Source organism: Ilumatobacter sp. (assembly GCF_049588435.1).
GTDB lineage: Bacteria > Actinomycetota > Acidimicrobiia > Acidimicrobiales > Ilumatobacteraceae > Ilumatobacter_A.
Map to the genome: position 1 here is coordinate 1 of NZ_JBAVYV010000451.1, position 17,178 is coordinate 17,178.

The following is a 17,178-nucleotide window of genomic DNA, read 5'->3' on the forward strand; positions in this document are numbered from 1 at the left end:
ATCATGCCGCATCGTGTCGATCGCGGCGCCTGCCGGCTATGGAAAGACAACGCTCTTGGCGGAGTGGGCGATCCTCGAGGTGCGACCGGTGGGATGGGTCTCGCTCGCCCGCGCGGACAACGATCCGGTGAATCTGATCTCGGCGCTGGCTGCAGCGTTCGGCGACACACAGGGTCTCGGTGCTGACTTTCGCGATGCCATGTCGAGCTCGGGCGCATCGGTCCTCGGACAGCTGGGGCCGCGGCTCGCAGAGCGGATGAACACCGCCGACCGCGATTTCGTGATGATCCTCGACGATCTGCACGAGTTGACCTCACTGGAGTGCGGTGACCTGGTCGATCTGTTGGTCGACCGAATTCCTCCGGGTTCGACCATGGTCATCGCGGGACGAAACGAAGCACGGCGACTTCCGAGCTGGCGAGTCAGCCACGACGTGCTCGAGCTCGGCGTCGACGACCTCTCCTTCGACCTCGACGAGTCGGGTCGCTTTCTTCGCCAGGGCGATGCAGCAATGGAGCAGCAGAAGGTCGTCGAGCTCTACAACGATCTCGAGGGCTGGGTTGCGGGTCTCCAGCTCGCACTGGTCGTGGCGCGGCGCGGAACGCTCACGTCGTTCGGCCGGGGCGACCGCTACGTCGTCGACTACCTCCGGCGCGAGGTTCTCGACGGGCTCACCGCTGACGATCGTCACTTCTTGACGCGGACATCGGTGCTCGAGGAGTTGAGCGGTCCGCTGTGCGACGCGCTCCTCGGCTCCGACGGCTCGGCGTCGCGGCTGCACTCGCTCGAACAAGCAAACCTCTTCCTGATCCCGACGGATCGGCAACGGACGCGATACCGATACCACGCAGCGTTCCGCGAGCTCCTGCTCGCTGAACTCGACCGAACCGATGACGGCGAAGAACGACGACGGCTTCACCTCCTCGCTTCCGAATGGTACGACGCGCAGGGGTCGATCGAATCTGCCGTCGAGCACGCTCTCCAGAGCGCGAACCCGCAGCGGACAGCACGGCTGATGGCCCGAGTGATCCAGGACGTACACGCACGCGGTCGACTCACGACCATCCAGCGCTGGCTGCACGATCTGGGTGACGAATCGATTGTCGAGTATCCACCGCTCGCCGCGATCGCTGGATGGATCGCCGCACTGGCGGGTGATGGTCCCCAGGCGGAACGGTGGGCCGATCGATTGGGCGATCTTTCGTTCGACGGAGCCCCGACGGACGGGTCGGCGTCGTTCGACTCGGCGCGTGCGATGTTCCTGGCCCTGTCCTGCTCGGCAGGCCCGGAGAAAATGCTCGCCGATGCCGGTACGGCAATGGACGAAGAACCAGCATGGGGACCGTGGCGGCCAACGGCGGAGGCAATGTGCGCCGAGGCCGTCCATCTCCGCGGCGACGACGGCGACCCATCAACGGCCTGGTCGCTGTTCGGCGATGCCATCGAGTCTGCGCAGGCAGCAGGTCTGGCGGACACGATCGTGCACTGCCGAGGTGAACGTGCGCTGATCGCCATGGACCGCAACGACTGGGCCGCGGCACGGGAGGAGTTGTCTCTGGCGCACGAGCTCATCGAGGCGAACCAGATGAGGGAGTATCTCACCAGCTTGATCTCACACGGGGCCAGAGCCCGTCTCGCACTCCACGACGGAGACCGAGCGGCGACGGAGCGGTACCTCGCGATGGCGATGCGCGCCCGCGGAACTTCGTCGTACACCGTGCCGTTCTGGGCGGTCCGGCTGCGGCTCCTCCTGGCGCGGATTCACGTCACGATGGGTGAACCCGTGACGGCCCGCCACCTCCTACGCGAGGTCGACGATGTGCTTCGAAAGCGCCCGGCTCTCGGCTCGCTGGTGGTTCAGACGGATGAACTCCGCACGATGCTCCTTTCGGCACCGGCCGAGGGTGGACCCGTTCCGCTCACCCCCGCCGAGCTGCGCGTCCTGCCGTACCTGCAAACACACCTGTCCCTCCAAGAGATCGCCACCCGACTCTTCCTGTCGCGCAACACGGTGGCGACACACGCTGGCGCCATCTACCGCAAGCTCGCTGCGACGTCGCGGTCCGAGGCCGTGGCCACCGCCACGTCGCTCGGCCTGTTGGGTGACTTCACCTTCTGATCGGCGAAACCGAGCCGGATTCGAACATAGCGTCTGCGTCGATGCCCAGCGCGGGAGCCAATCGCGAGGCAGCGACGACCAGCCGGGCGGTGCCGACAATCGGTGCGAGCGCGCAGAGGACACCAACGAGTTCCTCGACCGTGGACCCGGCTCCGATTGCCGTGTCGACGGCCGCAGCGAAGGACGCCTCATTGGCACCGAGCGCCACGAGCGCGCCGAGACGCGCGATGGAATTGGATTGCGGATCGAGACCTTCGAATCGTTCGATGACTTCCTGCCATTGCTGGTCGGCGAGGTTCGGCTCACCCAATGCCAGCATGTGAAACACATCGTCGTGGTCCATCGTCATTTCTCCGCATCCTTCCAATCGTTCGGTTCTGCAGGTCACCGACTTCCCATCATGAAGTCGTCCCCTGCCGATGACATCATCTACATGACGTGAATCGGAGCGGGCATCGGGTCCATCACGAGTCATGCGATCTGGCCGATGCCGGATCGTTTGCCGGTGACGAAACTGACGGAATGAGCTCGATCGTCGCCGGTGTCCTCGCGGTGGATCCTGTCCCTTGGGCGCGCGCACAAATGGCGTTCACGCTGGCGGTCCACATCATTCTCGTCCCGCTCGGTGTGTCGTGGGGAGCGATGACACTGATCGCGAACTACCGCGGACTCAAGCACGGCGATTCCGCCGCGATGTTGCTGGCGCAGCGTTGGTCCAAGTACATGGCGGTCACCTTCGCGGTCGGAGCGGTCACCGGCACGATGTTGTCGTTCGAGTTCGGGCTGCTCTGGCCCGAGTTCATGGGCCAGTGGGGCGAGGCGTTCGGAGTACCGTTCGCCTTCGAGGGCCTGTTCTTCTTCGCCGAGGCCATCTTCGTCGCGATCTACATCTTCGGCTGGCGTCGACTGAAACCCTGGACGCACTTCTGGACCGGGGTCCCCGTGGTCGTCGCTGGCATCTTGGGAAGTGTGTCGGTGGTGTCGGCCAACGCATGGATGAACGCCCCGAGCGGATTCACCCTGGACGACGGCGGCAACATCACCGCTGTCGATCCGTGGGAGGTGATCTTCAATGACGCGATGCCGCTCATGGCCGCGCACATGGTGATCGCCGCGTACGTGGTGGGCGGCTTCATGGTCGCGTCCGTCTACGCCGTCGGCATGCTCCGCGGTCGCCGGGACCGCTACCACCGCCTGGGTTTGATCATCCCCTTCACCGTGGCCGCGATCGCCATGCCGTTCCAGATGGGGGTCGGCGACTCACTGGCGCGATGGGTCTACAACAACCAGCCGATGAAGTTCGCCGCGGTCGAACTCGTCGCCGAGACCGCGAGCGACGTTCCCGAGACATTGCTCGGACGACTCGACGACGACGGGACCGTGACTGGAGGAATCCCGATTCCCGGATTTGCCTCATGGTTGTCCGACCCGAGCACCGGCACCAGCACCGTCATCCAGGGGCTCGACGCATTCCCGGAGGACGAGCGGCCGACCACCCGCCAGGTCAACACCGTTCACCTTGCCTGGGACGTGATGGTCGGTCTCGGGACGCTGCTGTTCCTGATCTCGGTCTGGTGGGGCGGAACCTGGCTGTTCAAGAAGCGCATGCCGAAGAGCCGACTCTTCCTGTATGTCGCCTCGACATGCGGCGTGCTCAGCGTGATCACCATGGAAGCAGGATGGGTGGTGAGCGAAGTCGGCCGACAACCTTGGATCGTCTACGAGCACATGAAGGTCGAGGACGCGGCAACCGGCAACGAGAACGTGTGGATCACGTTCATCCTCATCGTCGCTCTCTACATCGCGCTCGCCGCAGCGCTCGTGTACGTCCTGCGTCGGATGAGCGAACGCTTCCGAGCGGGCCAGAACGTCGACGTGCCCTACGGTCCCGCCGACGACGAACCCGATGACCCCGCCGAGACCGGCAACGAGGTTCAACCCGACGACGCTTCGGTCGGCACGCCATGAGCACGGTTGCGGCCGTCATCCTCTTCATCGGGATCACCGGATACGCACTCTTCGGAGGTGCCGATTTCGGCGCCGGGTTCTGGGACCTGACGGCAGGCGGGACGAAACGCGGTGCCGCTCCGCGTGAGGTCATCGACCGGTCGATCGGCCCGGTCTGGGAGGTCAACCACACCTGGCTGATCTTCGTCTTCGTCGTACTCTGGACCTGTTTCCCGGTCGCGTACTCCTCGATCACCCTGACGTTGTTCGTCCCCCTCACCCTGGCCGCGCTGGGAATCATCCTGCGCGGGGCGAGCTTCGCGTTCCGGCATGCCCTACTGCGAACCCGCGACCGCCGAGCGTTCGGTGCCGTCTTCGCCTGCTCGTCGGTGCTCGTGCCCTACTGCTTCGGCGCGATCGCCGGAGGGATCGCTTCGGGTCGGGTGCCCGACGGCGGGCAGGCGGGCGACCCGGTCGACAGCTGGATCAACCCGACGTCCGTTCTCGGAGGCCTGCTCGCCGTCTGCGTGACCGCGTTCCTGGCCGCGACCTACCTGGTGTGGGATGCGCGACGACTGGCCGACGACACGATGGTCGAGTACTTCCGTCGGCGCGCGGTCGGAGCGGCGGTCGTCGCCGGGGTCGTCGCGGGCGCAGGCGTCTTCGTCCTCCGCGCCGACGCCGAGTACCTGTTCGACGGCCTGACCTCGCGCGGTCTCCCACTCATGATCCTGTCCGCACTGTGCGGTGTGGTCACGCTCGTCCTGCTGACTCAGGACGAGCACCGTGGCGCCCGCCTCTCGGCCGTAGGAGCCGTCTTCCTGGTCGTCGTCGGGTGGGGTGTGGCCCAATGGGACTACATGCTCCCCGAGACACTCACCGTCGAGAACGCCGCGGCGCCATCGGGCACCATCTGGGCGGTCGTCGTGGCGACGATCGCGGCCGTCGTGCTCATCTTCCCCGCGATCGGTCTGCTCTTCGTGATGAGCCAACGAGGCCTCCTCCCCGAGGAGGGTGTCCCCGAGCCGACCGACCGCTGAATCAACGACCGAACGGCGTGCGGGCCGGAAAGCAGACGATCTCGGAAGTCAGCGCAGTCCGCGGCGCCGGAGCAGCCACAGCGTCCCGACGACGCCGGCCATGTTGAGCAACACCCCGAAGATGAGGAATCTCGACCACCCCTGTTCGAAGTCGTTGATCAGCACCTCGAAGTTCATGCCGAAGAAGCCCACGACGAACGTGACCGGCAGAAACACCGTCGCGACCGTCGCCAGCTGGCGACTCGCAATCGCCTGGCGATTGCTGGCCAACGACGCGTTCAGACCGAGAGCCGCGATGCAGCGCTCACCGACCGATGCCAGGTCATCGACGATCAGGCTCAACTCATCCGTGAGATCCCCGGTGTAGATGGCCGCGTCTGCGGTGTCACCAGGCATGGACACGGCGACCTTCGAGCGTGCGGCCACGTCACGACCGCCGGCCACGGTCCGCCGGAGGTCATCGGCAATTCGCTGAATGTCGACGATCTCGGAGAGGTGTTCATCACTCGAGTCGTCCAGCATTGCCCGCTCCACGTCCCGGAGCCGTGCCTCGAGCACGTCGATGTACTGAGCGAACTCCTCGTGCAACGCCGTCGCCAGATGATGGAGGATCCGGATCGGTTCACCGCCGAGCATGTCGCGCAGCGAACCGGTGCGATGCAGCCGGTCGATTGCAACACTCGGCGCACGACGAAACGTAATCAGGAACTCGGCGGCGAGGTAACCGTGGACCTCTACCGGAGCACCCCGTTCCATGTCCAGCCCGAAGCCCACGATCATCGCGACGTCGCCGTAGACCACGAGCTTGCTGCGCTGTGCGAACTCCTTGGAGTCCTCCACGGCGAGCGGATGCAGGCCGAGCGCGCTGGCCATTCGATCGATCAGCGCATCCGACGGTCGCTCGATGTCGAGCCAGAACGGCGTGCCCGCCGCCACGAGCGCCGCGACATCGGCCGGAACCGGCTCATCGACCGTGCGCTCGCCGTACTCGACCCACGTACGCGTGGCTCCAAATGCGTCGGGGTTGTCGGACATCGTTGCCCTTTCCGGAAGGCGCTGGCGTTTCAGGTCGACTGTAGGCATCGGACGTTGGACGAACATCGTTCACGATGGGTGATCGGAGCAATCTCACCAGATTCGGCGCGCGGGACGGATGAGCCGTCCCCGGTCAAGTCGACGGGGTTGAGCTTCGTGACGGTTGAGAGCCGCGGCGATGTCAAGGCCGCAACGAGCGATCGGCGCTCGTGCACGGCACAGTTGCCTCGAGTGCCGTATCCCCCTTCACGCTGGCCAATTTTGCGTTCGATTCGCGTCGTCGATCTGGTGTTGTCCGGCGGGTCGCTGAGTGGGAGCGCGCTCGAGGACCTTCACCTCGCCCGTGGAGCCGTCGACAGAGAGTCGATCGCCGGTGTGTACGAGGGAGGTCCCGTAGCCGGTTCCGATGACGCAGGGGATGCCGAGCTCTCGGGCGACGATGGCGCCGTGACTGGTCGGGCCGCCGATGTCGATGACGAGTGCTTCGGCGAGCACGAACAGCGGTGTCCAGCTCGGGTCGGTGAAGCGGCACACGAGAATTTGCCCCTCGTCCAGTGGAGGTGCCGTGTCGGGGTCGGTGATGACGTTGGCGATGCCTTCGACGTGGCCGGGGGATCCCGCTGCGCCGGTGAAGCTGTCGGACAGCTCCTCAGTGCGTTCGGCGGTTTCGATTGGTACGGGCATCCCGGTGAAGGTCACGGGCAGCGACAGCGTCCGGTAGTGGTTGCGCCGACTGCGGCGGAACTCGACGATGTCCTTGGCGTTGGACGGGAGCTGGCCGAGTTCGGCCATGGTGAAGTAGAAGGCGTCATCGACGTCGTCGAGTTGACCGGCCGTGACGTAGTGCCGCCCGGCGTCGCGGGTAGCTGACCGACCGCCGTCGATTGCCATCAGGTACGAGGCCTTGCCGAGTTCGTTGGCTTGGGTGCTGCGCACGAGCGCGGCGGCGGCCTTGCGCGCTTTGCGCTGCTGTTTGTCGTCGAGGAGGGCGAGGAACTTGGCGAGGGCGTCTTGATGGTCGACCATGTTGGCCTCCTCGCGTCGGCGCGGCCGCTCGTCGTCGGGGCGGTTGGCGAAGGTGTCGACGAGGCGGCGCACTGGAGTGTCGTTCTCCCTCCATGAGGTGCCCGACAGGTTGCCCTCGTTCGGGCCGTGAAAGCCGTGGCGGCGAACGAACTCCTCCATCGTGAGCTTCTTTCGGCTGACCTGCCAGAGATCGTCGGCGATCCCGACCTCGGTGACGCCGCCCAGCCCGGCGATCAGGCCAAGCAGAAGGTCCGGGCGGTCGATGGCGTGGGTCAGCTTGGTCAGCGTTGATTGGGCGGACATCAGCACGAAACGACCGCAACAGTGGATTTCGAAGGATTCGCGGTAGCGGGCCGCAGCGTCGGCGAGGCGTGCGATGGGATCGCCGATGGACGTCCGGTCGCGAACCTCGGTCTCCCACCAGGTGCGCTGGCGGGGAACGAGGTCGCGCAGGCGTCGTGGTGTCTTCCACATCGCGTATGGTCCCATGGCCACGATGAACGGGAGGCGGTTCTTGCGTTGGGCCGGTGGGAGGCTCGGCCGAAGCTTGCCGCACATGTCTCGCTCGAAGTCGTCAGCGCTGACGCCCGGGACGCTGCCGAAGTACGGACGAAGCACGTCGACGTTCAGCGCCGGACGACCGTAGAAGTAGTTGGTCATCAGCTCGTTCGGGTTCTCCGACACAATGACCTCGCGGCTCGCGAGAATGCCGAATCGTTGGTACGAGCGGCGTGCCGCCATCTCGGCCTGTGGTCCCCAGAAGCTCCAGCACATCGGCGAGAGCACGTCCGGTGTTGCTTCGCCGATGTTCGCTGACGACCAGTAGCGGGTCGGTTCGGTGGTGCCCGTGGTCGGGTCGATGATGGTCACGTGTTCCCCATGTTTCTGGCGAGTTTGCTTAACTGGTGGTCTGGACGCGGAACAACGCGCGGGCGTTGTCGGCGACGATCTTGCGGGCGTCTGCCTCGGCGAGGTCGGCGGTCATCTCCGTGGCCACGCTGCGCGACGTCGGCCACGACGAGTCGGAGTGCGGGAAGTCGGTCTCGTACAAGACGTTGTCCGCGCCAAGCTGGTCAAGAAGGGTGAGGCCGACCGGGTCGCGGAAGAACGTCAGAAAGACGTTGCGGTGAAAGTAGAAGCTCGGTGGTTCCGGCATCTGGGAGGTGTCGATGTCGGTGAAGTTCGCGCCGCGCATCTCATTCCAGACGAAGTCGGCGCGCGAAAGCACGTACGGCACCCAGGCCAGTTGCGATTCGGCGAGCACGATCTTGAGGTCGGCAAACTTGGCCAGCAGACCCGACAACAGCCAGTCGGCGAGGGCGTAGCCCGCATTGAACGAGGCCATCACGTTGGGAATCGACCCTGGGCCGTCCTTTGCCAGCATCGGGAAGCCGCCGGTGCCGATGTGCAGCGACACGACGATCTGCGCGTCTTGGCAGGCGGCGAACAACGGGTCCCAGTGGTGAGAGTGGATCGATGGCAGGCCAAGCAGGTGGGGGGCCTCGCTGAAAGTGATGCTGCGGAAGCCGAGCCCGGCGAGCCGCTCGGTCTCGGCGACCGCCAGGTCGACGTCCCACAATGGCACGATGCCCATCGGTACCAGGCGGCCGTGGGACCCGGCGCACCATTCCTCGATGACATAGTCGTTGTAGGCGCGGATGCACAGCAGGGCCAATTCCTTGTCCTGGGCGAACGAGAACGTCTGGCCGCAGAACCGTTCGAACATGTTCGGGAAGCAGACCGATGCCTCGATCCCGGCCTGGTCCATCGCGGCCAGACGGGCGGCGGGGTCGTAGCACGCCTTGTGCATGTCGTCGTAGGTGACGGCGCGGCCGTCGATCTCGGAGCGGTCGTAGCCCGACGCGGCGGCGATGCGCACGAGCGGGATGCGCCTGCCGTCGTAATGCCACACGTCTGCGAGCGGCGCCTCATCGCGCTCGATGAAGCGCAGGTCACCCATGCCCAGGTCGACGGTTCCGCGGAGCCGCTCGATGCGCGGCGCCGCGTCACGGAACTTTTGCGGCACCCGGTCCTGCCACACGTGGGCGGGGGTCTGGATGTGGTCGTCGGGTGAGATCAAACGGGGCAGGGTGCGCATGTCGCGACCTTCCTTGGTTGGATTGGCGGTTTCGATGGATCAGACAGGCGTGTCGTCGAGCAGCGCATCGAGGGTGGCGGCACGGTCGGCGTCGAGCACAGCGGCCCATTCCAGGCAGCCCATACCGGTGGCCTCGCCGATGCGGACGTGGGAGATGGCGTTGTTGTCGTAGCGCCGATCACCCGAGCCGGGGAGATACTTGGGGACGTGCACCGTGGTGCAGCCGTCGAGGATGACCGGCTCGGCGAAGCCGTAGGAGATCCGAGATGTGTCGTATGACGTCAGTCCGGGCTCGGGTGTGAACGTCGCGTCGACGTTGCGTGTTGAGAATGCGCCGTCCGAGGTGACGATGATCCCGGTGCCGAGTGTGCCCGCCGCCGAGGGGAACCCGATCGCGTTGCAGAAGAGCCGGCCGTCGTCGAGCGACGACGCGGTCCAGAAGACCCCGGAGTCGAAGTTCGACTCGACCCGCTCGCCCCAGCTGTGGTCACGCACGTACACACCCTTGGCCTGCACGGTGCGGTTGCCGATGCGCAGGCTGCCGTGCCAGCGACCGCCGTGCTCGTAGTGCTGCTGGGCGGAGTTGTGCGGGCCGCTGCGCTCGGCTTGCTCGTCGGCCCACGATGCCAGGGCGACGTTGAAGTCGGCCGGTTGCAGCTCGCTTTCAAGCGTGATGTCAACGACAGTCTTGGTTGGCCCGACCGGCCGATGGGCGAGGAACCCGTAGGGGCCGAATCCTTCAGTTGCGTCGAGCTCGGCCTGGATTCGCCACCGGCTCCAGGGCACTTCGACTTCGGCGGACAGCTCGGGGATCTCTTCGTTCATGTGCAATGTGGTGCCAGTCGGTCGGTGGAGGACGGCCGACGACGGGACGCCATCTACGAACACCACGACGTGCGCCTCGTGGTCAGCCCTGGCGGGCCACCGTTTGGTATGGATCAGAACGCCATGACCCGCCTCGAGGTCCCAGGCGACGAAGAACATGTTCTCCTGCCACCTCTCGGGCAGCGCGGCCGGCGGCTGGTGTAGGCGCTCATCGGCGTCGACGAAACCGTGGTCGGGTAGGCGTTCGCTCGCTGAGAAGTGCATGTTCCCCCAATGTCGGTCGCAGGCCCAGATCGATACCTCCCCGTCGCTTCCGACGGGCGACGATTGACATTAAACATACTTTGTCACTTGAGCTCGGAGCAAGAGGATCTTCTCGCTGCGCCCGAGGTCGGCGGCTCAGAGGACGAGTGCCTCGACCACGAACTGGTCGAGGTAGCGCTCCAACTGCTCGTCGGCTGGCATCAGCTCGGGCAGCACCAGCGAGACGTGTACGAGCATCGTCATCCATCGGATCGCGCCGTCGGCCTCGAGGTCGGGCCTCAGCTCACCTCGCTCGGCGGCGTACGCGAAGATGTCGGCCCACAGTTCTTTGGCCGCCTCGAGCACCTCCGGTGAGTTCGCGGCGCGGTGGGCGAGAACGTGCGTGGATTCGGTGCGCAGCAGCGAGCCGGGCTGCTCCTTGGGGCGCTGCTCCCGAATCTGCAGCAGCAGGCAGCGACGGATGACATCACGGCCGGGGCCGGCGAGCTTGACCTTCTTGCGGGTCATCGCGTTCTCGACGCGAATATGACGGATCATCACCTCCAGGATCAGTGCTTCCTTGTTCGGGAAGTAGCGGTACAGCGTTGGCCGGGCGACATCGGCCTCGATGGCGATGTCGCCCATACGCGTGCGTTCGACGCCCCAGGTGTCGAAACAGCGCGTTGCTGCCTCGACGATTGCGTTGCCCTGGGGCGAGTCGACGTCGAGTCGCTTTCCTGGTTCCGACGAATCAGCCATGCGGTTCCCTCCAGAGCTCGGCGAGCCGCAGGCTAGTCATGGCCACACCCCAGCGGGGGCACTCGACAGAGGACATTCTTCAGAAATTGTCAACCTTGTCGGCCGGTTTCAGTGCGCAGTGACCGCGGCGCCGTGACGGTTTCGGGGCGGAGAATGCTCTCAGCCAGAGTTGCCGGGTCTGCATGATCCGGGCGGGTCTCAGCGATCGAACGAGCCGATCGCGAGCGGTCTGATCGATCCGAACGCGCTTGTTGAGATACGCCTGTCGTAGGCGTACGGTGAGGCGTATGCCGCGTGTTCAGGTGTACTTGCGCGACGATCTCCACGAACAGCTGAAGCAGCGCGACCTCCCAGCCTCGGAACTCTTGCAGGTTGCGCTTCGCGCTGAGTTGGAGTGCCAGGATGCACTCGCTGAAACGGACCGATACCTCGAAGAACTCGCCGCTGAGGTCGGAGATCCCAGCCATACCGATTCTTGGAGAAGTGCATCATCGAACCGACGGTCAGCGAGTGGACTGCTCGGCGAGCAGCCGAGCTGAGGCGACGGGCCCGAGCCGGTTCAGCTGTCGACGCACTCGTTGTCGCGATTGCGGAGCCGAGCGGGACGGTCCTGACCGGCGACCGAGTCGACATCGAGGCGCTCGCCGCGCATGCCAATGGAGTTGCCGTCGATGTCGTCTGACCGCCGGCGATCTGGAGCGGGTGGCTGCTCGAAGGTCTGCCGATCTCGGTCGGGTTCGGTGGAAATGGGTCGTGAAGAATCTGAGCGGCTTGGTCGGTGCGGACGGTTGACTCGTCAGTCCTTCGGGTACCAGAGTCACTCATGATCTGGTTCATCCTCGTCCTCCTCGTGTTCGGCTTCATTTTCGGACTCATCGCTCGCGCAGTCGTTCCTGGTGACGACTCGATGTCGCTGTTCCAAACGTGGGCACTCGGGGTCGGCGGCTCGTTGCTCGGCGGCTTCCTCGGCGCTGTCATTTTCGGATTCGACTCCGACGACGGAGCGCTCCAGGCAGGAGGTTTGATCGGCTCCATCATCGGCTCGATTCTGCTGCTGCTCATTGTTCGTGTGGTTCGTAAACAGAGCCGCTGAACGACCGAACCTCACGCTTCCCTCCGAGACGCGCTGGCGCTTTCCGATCGGCCGCGGGGTCGCATTCGTGCCGAGCCGGTGTGGTCGCGAGCGGGGGTTGCCGATGACATTCTGATCGACGATGCGACAGGCCGGGCCCGAGCGGGGTCTGTGTATGGAGCAGCGATCTGTTGTGCCGAGTGTGGATTCAGACATCGGCCAGCCACTCCAGATTGTGTCCCTTTGGCTGACCCCGCTCACCACGTTCCGTCCGCACGGCGATGACAGCAGTAGAAGTTGAGGGGGCGGTTCGTTCCTCCGAAACTCTGCCGGATCCTGTCGAGGAGTAGATACTTCGCCATGTCACGAGCCAACCCGTAATATAGACCGACATCGATATGAAAGGCCCGAGGGTCGAGTCCGATCCTTGCATCGCGGAGGTTCATGCGCGACGGCGATCAGTATCCGCGCATCGAGCCGCTGGCAATACAAGAAATCCTGGCGATTCAGCTGGTGGGCCCCGCCACACGGACGGGGTGACAGCCGAAGTCCATCGACGTGTCATACGCGTCGCGCGGCCGGTGCCCGCAATCCTTGTTTGGGTACCGGGTACGGATGTGGGTGGTAGCCCGGTCGTGCACGATCTGTCCATGAGCTTCAACCTCCTCAGCCAGTTCGGACATTCCGCCTCGGTTGGTTCCGAGATGCGCACCGATGTGGTCAACTACCCGACCGTGACCGTCGACGTCGCCACCATCGCACGCATCCGACACCGGGAGGCGATGCAGATCACGGCCGCAGAGAACACAAAGTTCGGTGCCTGCCTGGCCGGGCTGACGCCGCAGCAGTGGGGCGCCCGGACCGAATGCGACCGGTGGGACGTCCGAGCCGTTGCCGCACACGTGATCGGTGCGGCCGCCGCCCAGGTCTCACCGCGTGAGTTCGTGCGGCAGGTACGCACCGGCAAGCCGTTCGTGGCCGAGATCGGTGCGCAATACTGGTGGGACGGGATGAACGAGCTCCAGGTCCGAGAGCGCGCCGACGCGAGCACCGACCAGCTCCGGCAGGAATGGGCCGACACCGCACCGAACGCCTTGAAAGCCCGCTCCAAGCTGCCCAAACCGATTGCCAACCTTCCGCTGCTCAAGCTGCCGGCGCCGGTCGGGCGTGCGAGGTTGAAGTACCTGTTCGACATGGGCTTCACCCGCGACGTCTGGATGCACCGCATCGACATCGCTGTGGCCATCGGTGCGCTCCCCGACCTCGACGGGGATCACGACGGCCGAATCGTCGCAGATCTGGTGGCGGAGTGGGCCGAGACGCACGGGGAACCGTTCGTCCTCGAGCTCGTCGACCTCGAGATCACCTACGTGTCCGGCGTCGCAGGCGAACACGTGCAGATCAGCACCATCGACTTCGCCCGCATCCTGTCGGGCCGTGCCGACGGTGACGGCGTTCTCCGTCATCCGCTTCCGCTGTAGGTCGCCATGGACGTTCGCATCGACGAGGTCGCCGATCTCATCTACCGCATCTCCACGTTCGTTCCCGACGTCGGGCCGATCGGGTTCACGTTCAATCAGTACCTCCTCGTCGACCAGCAGTCGCTGCTGTTCCACACTGGACCGCGGGCGATGTTCCCCGCCATCGTCGACGCCATCAACAGTGTCACGCCGGTCCAACACCTGCGTTGGATCACCTTCGGGCACGTCGAGTCCGACGAGTGCGGTTCGATGAACGAGTTCCTCGCCATTGCCCCGGAGTCGAAGGTTGCCCACGGCGCGATGGGCTGCATGGTTTCCATCGACGACCTCGCCGACCGGCGTCCGGTCCCGCTCGCCAACGGCGACGTGATCGAGCTCGGCGCACATCGGGTCCGCCACCTCGACACGCCGCATGTCCCACACGGTTGGGAAGCCCGCGTGCTGTACGAAGAAACGACGGGGACGCTGCTGTGTGGCGACCTGTTCACGCAGCTCGGCGACGGTCCGGCACTGGCCACTCACGACATCGTCGAGGCAGCGCTCGTGGCCGAGGATGTGTTCGGCGCCACGTGCCTCACGCCGTCGACCGGCCCGACACTGCGGGCGCTGGCCGATCTGGCGCCGACGACGCTCGCGGTCATGCACGGGACGTGCTTCACCGGCGACGCCGGCTCGGCCCTGACGTCTCTCGCCGACGCGTACGACGCCCGTCTGGCCTCGAGCCTCGCCTGATCCCCTATGTCACGGTTCTCGGTGTCACGGTGCTCGTCGTATCGACGACTGCTTGTCGCCACGGGCGTGTCCAGCCTCGGCGACGGTGTCCGCTTGGTCGCCATGCCGCTGCTGGCGACGAGTCTCACCGACGACCCGCGGTTGATCACGGGCGTGTTCGTCGCCGATCGGCTGCCGTGGCTGTTGTTCCTGCTTCCCGGCGGAGCTCTCGCCGATCGCTTCGACCGGCTGCGGATGCGCGTTCTGCTCGATGCCTTTCGCGCCGTGCTCGGCGTGGTGTTCGTGGCGATCATCGCCACCGGTCAGATGAGTCTGGCGATCGTGTTCCTCATCACGATCCTGATGGCGTCGGCGGATGCGTTCGTCGACAGTTCGTCGATGGCGCTCGTGCCGGCGTTGGCCGAGCCCGAACAGATGGAGGAGGCAATCGGGCAGCTGCAATCGACGGAAATCGTGACCCGTGATCTGATCGGGCCGGCGGTGGGTGGAGTGCTGTTCGCGGCCGGACTCACCGCCCCGATGGTGCTCGACACGGTGAGCTTTGCCGTGTCGGCGGCGGTGGCGGCAACGATCGGCGGCACGTTCCGGGCGACGCGCTCGCTGACGGCTGCACGGTCGCGCCCAGGCGTGGGCGCGGCCGTACGCGAGATGAGCGAGTCGATCCGTGACGGATTGACGTGGCTGTTGCGGGAGCCGGCGCTTCGATCACTCGCAGCGCTGTCGACACTGCTGTGCACGGTGTCGATGATGTCCGTGTCGGTGTTCGTGGTGTTCGCCACCGACGATCTCAGGCTCGGTGCCACCGGCTTCGGTCTGCTGATGATCCCGTCCGCGGTCGGCGGGCTCGTGGGGGCGTGGATGGCGCCACGTCTGCGCCATCTCCCACTGGGTGCGGCGGCCGGCGCGGCCGTCGTGATCGCCGGAGTCGCCGACATCATGATGGCCTACGTCGGCGCGATCGTCGTGATCGCTGTGTTGCTGATGGTCGACACCGCCGGCGTGCTGGTGTGGAACGTGCTGACCGTCGCCTACCGGCAGCGTGCGATCCCCGACGAACTGCTGGGACGCGTCAACTCCAGCTATCGGTTCCTGCTGTCGCTCGGCGCCCCCTTCGGTGCCGTGATCGGCGGTGTACTCGCCTCGGCCTATGGCGCCCGTACCACCCTTGCGATCGCTGGCACCGCGTGCTGCTGCGGCGGGGTCGTGGCTGCTGTCGTCATCGGCCGCACGATTGGGCCGCGGCCACTCGCCGTTGCCGCGGTGACCTGATCTCGTCCGCATGGACGACGCGCTGCGATACTCGTCGCCATGAAATCGACGTCGTGCCCGATCGTCGTCGGACGCGACGAGGAACTCGAGCTGCTCGGCTCGCAGTTGGCAAAGGCCGCGCGGGGTGCGGGCGGCGTCGTGGTCATCACCGGTGAGGCCGGGATCGGTAAAACCTGCCTCGGTGACGAGGCGCGTCGGATGGCGACGGCGGCCGGGATGCGTGTGGCGGCGGGACGCGCCGTTCCGGGCGACGCACCCGCTCCGTTCCGACCGCTGTCGGAATCGGTGTTGGCCGCATTCCGTGCCGACGGTCTCCCCGACGACGAACAACTCGACGCCTTCCGCGGTCACCTCGGGCGGTTGGTGCCGCAGTGGGCCGGCGAGGCCAGTCCCGAGACGTCGACCCTCCTCGTCGGTGAGGCGATCGTGCGCCTGCTGCGCGCCGGCGACGGTGACGACACGGGCTGGCTGCTCGTGCTGGAAGACCTGCAATGGGCCGACGCCGACACCATCGCCGTCGTCGAGTTCCTGGCCGACACGCTGGTCACCGAGTCGGTCCTGTGTGTGGTCAGTGTCCGCACCGATGGGACGTCCGGGCTCGGGCGTGAGGCGGTCGCACGGCTCCGGGCGCGACGCGCCCAGATCATCGAGCTCGCGCCGCTCGCCCGCGACGACGTCGCCACGATGACCGCCGCCTGCCTCGGGCTCGATGCACCGCTGGCCGACCTCGACGATTTCATCGCCGCGCAATCCGAGGGCGCACCGCTCTACGTGGAGGAGTTGCTGGCCGGACTCGTCTCGTCGGGCCGGCTGATCGACGGCGGCGACGGTTGGACCGTGGTGGGCACGCTGGAGCCACGCGCCACCGCCAGCATCGCCGACTCGGTCGACCAACGCGTGGCGGCGATCGGGTCGGACGGGCGCGCCATACTGTCGACGGCCGCCGTGATCGGGCGGCGTTTCGACTGGCAACTGCTCGCCGAGATCGTCGCAATCGACACGTCGAGCCTCACCGACACGCTACGCGCGGCCGCCGATCATCAGCTGATCGCCGTCGACGGCGACGCGTTCGTGTTCCGGCACGCCCTGGTCCACCAAGCCGTGCTCGATGCCCTCCTGCCGCCGGAGCACGTGCTGCTGTCGGCCCGCGCCCTGGCGGCGATCGAACGTACCCATCCAGACCTGTCGGGGAACTGGTGCGAGCTCGCCGCGTCGCTGGCCGAGAGTGCCGGTGACCTCGACCGCGCTGCCACTCTGCTGGTCAAGTGCGCCGACCGGTGCATCGCTCGCGGTGCGCTGTCGACCGCCGACCAGACCCTTGCTCACGCCCTGCGGATCGCCCCACTGTCGAACCGCCGCGTGGTCGAGTTGACGGTCATCGACGTGTGGCCGCAGGTCGGCAAGGCCGCGGAGGCGGTCGAGTTCGGCACGGAGATCCTCGACAGTCCGCAGATCGACGGCTGGTCGCCGGACGATCGGCTCGAACTGCTCAACTCGGTCGCACAGGCTGCCCTGGCCACGGGGCGGGTCTC

At 66.0% G+C, this 17,178-nt stretch carries 14 protein-coding genes; 8 read left to right on the forward strand and 6 right to left on the reverse strand.

Going from position 1 to position 17,178, the window contains the following annotated elements; all coding sequences use genetic code 11:
- Positions 1–2,119: LuxR C-terminal-related transcriptional regulator (locus tag WBV89_RS17335; protein WP_423982590.1), on the forward strand; the 2,119-nt coding region annotated here is incomplete at its 5' end.
- Here the strand turns inward: WBV89_RS17335 and WBV89_RS17340 are convergent.
- Positions 2,109–2,468 carry a carboxymuconolactone decarboxylase family protein gene (locus tag WBV89_RS17340; RefSeq protein WP_423982591.1) on the reverse strand — a complete coding sequence of 120 codons (360 nt, stop codon included), beginning with the start codon at positions 2,466–2,468 and terminating at the stop codon, positions 2,109–2,111. The two genes, WBV89_RS17335 and WBV89_RS17340, sit on opposite strands and share 11 nt — an antisense overlap.
- Positions 2,469–2,641: 173 nt before the next feature.
- Between WBV89_RS17340 and WBV89_RS17345 the strand changes: the two genes are divergently transcribed.
- Complete coding sequence (locus WBV89_RS17345) at positions 2,642–4,087, forward strand: cytochrome ubiquinol oxidase subunit I (RefSeq protein WP_423982592.1); 1,446 nt, start codon at positions 2,642–2,644, stop codon at positions 4,085–4,087.
- Complete coding sequence (locus WBV89_RS17350; protein ID WP_423982593.1) at positions 4,084–5,106, forward strand: cytochrome d ubiquinol oxidase subunit II; 1,023 nt, start codon at positions 4,084–4,086, stop codon at positions 5,104–5,106. Before WBV89_RS17345 ends, WBV89_RS17350 begins: the two co-directional genes overlap by 4 nt.
- A 48-nt stretch (positions 5,107–5,154) precedes the next feature.
- Here the strand turns inward: WBV89_RS17350 and WBV89_RS17355 are convergent, their stop codons facing one another.
- From WBV89_RS17355 to WBV89_RS17375, 5 genes are all read right to left on the reverse strand, one after another.
- Positions 5,155–6,141, reverse strand: a complete 987-nt coding sequence (locus WBV89_RS17355) for a magnesium transporter CorA family protein (RefSeq protein WP_423982594.1) — start codon at positions 6,139–6,141, stop codon at positions 5,155–5,157.
- A gap of 246 nt (positions 6,142–6,387) precedes the next feature.
- Positions 6,388–8,037, reverse strand: coding sequence for a PEP-utilizing enzyme (locus WBV89_RS17360; RefSeq protein ID WP_423982595.1), 1,650 nt, complete (start codon positions 8,035–8,037; stop codon positions 6,388–6,390).
- A gap of 28 nt (positions 8,038–8,065) precedes the next feature.
- Positions 8,066–9,208 carry an amidohydrolase family protein gene (locus WBV89_RS17365; RefSeq protein WP_423982596.1) on the reverse strand — a complete coding sequence of 381 codons (1,143 nt, stop codon included), beginning with the start codon at positions 9,206–9,208 and terminating at the stop codon, positions 8,066–8,068.
- A gap of 96 nt (positions 9,209–9,304) precedes the next feature.
- Positions 9,305–10,354 carry a hypothetical protein gene (locus WBV89_RS17370; RefSeq protein ID WP_423982597.1) on the reverse strand — a complete coding sequence of 350 codons (1,050 nt, stop codon included), beginning with the start codon at positions 10,352–10,354 and terminating at the stop codon, positions 9,305–9,307.
- Positions 10,355–10,489: 135 nt separating this feature from the next.
- A complete protein-coding gene (locus WBV89_RS17375; protein WP_423982598.1) occupies positions 10,490–11,092 on the reverse strand; it encodes a TetR/AcrR family transcriptional regulator in 603 nt (200 codons plus the stop codon).
- Positions 11,093–11,915: 823 nt separating this feature from the next.
- Here WBV89_RS17375 and WBV89_RS17380 point away from each other — a divergent pair.
- From WBV89_RS17380 to WBV89_RS17400, 5 genes are all read left to right on the forward strand, one after another.
- On the forward strand, positions 11,916–12,185 hold the full coding sequence (locus tag WBV89_RS17380; protein WP_423982599.1) for a GlsB/YeaQ/YmgE family stress response membrane protein: 270 nt from the start codon (positions 11,916–11,918) through the stop codon (positions 12,183–12,185).
- A 629-nt stretch (positions 12,186–12,814) separates the two neighbouring features.
- Positions 12,815–13,645, forward strand: coding sequence for a maleylpyruvate isomerase family mycothiol-dependent enzyme (locus tag WBV89_RS17385; RefSeq protein ID WP_423982600.1), 831 nt, complete (start codon positions 12,815–12,817; stop codon positions 13,643–13,645).
- Between the two features lie 6 nt (positions 13,646–13,651).
- The gene (locus tag WBV89_RS17390) at positions 13,652–14,377 is read left to right on the forward strand and encodes an MBL fold metallo-hydrolase (protein ID WP_423982601.1); all 726 of its coding nucleotides are present in this window, start codon (positions 13,652–13,654) and stop codon (positions 14,375–14,377) included.
- 6 nt (positions 14,378–14,383) lie between these two features.
- Entirely contained in the window at positions 14,384–15,646 is a 1,263-nt protein-coding gene (locus WBV89_RS17395) for an MFS transporter (RefSeq protein ID WP_423982602.1), read from the forward strand.
- Positions 15,647–15,685: 39 nt separating this feature from the next.
- A partial coding sequence (locus WBV89_RS17400) for an ATP-binding protein (protein WP_423982603.1) occupies positions 15,686–17,178 on the forward strand: 1,493 nt, incomplete at its 3' end.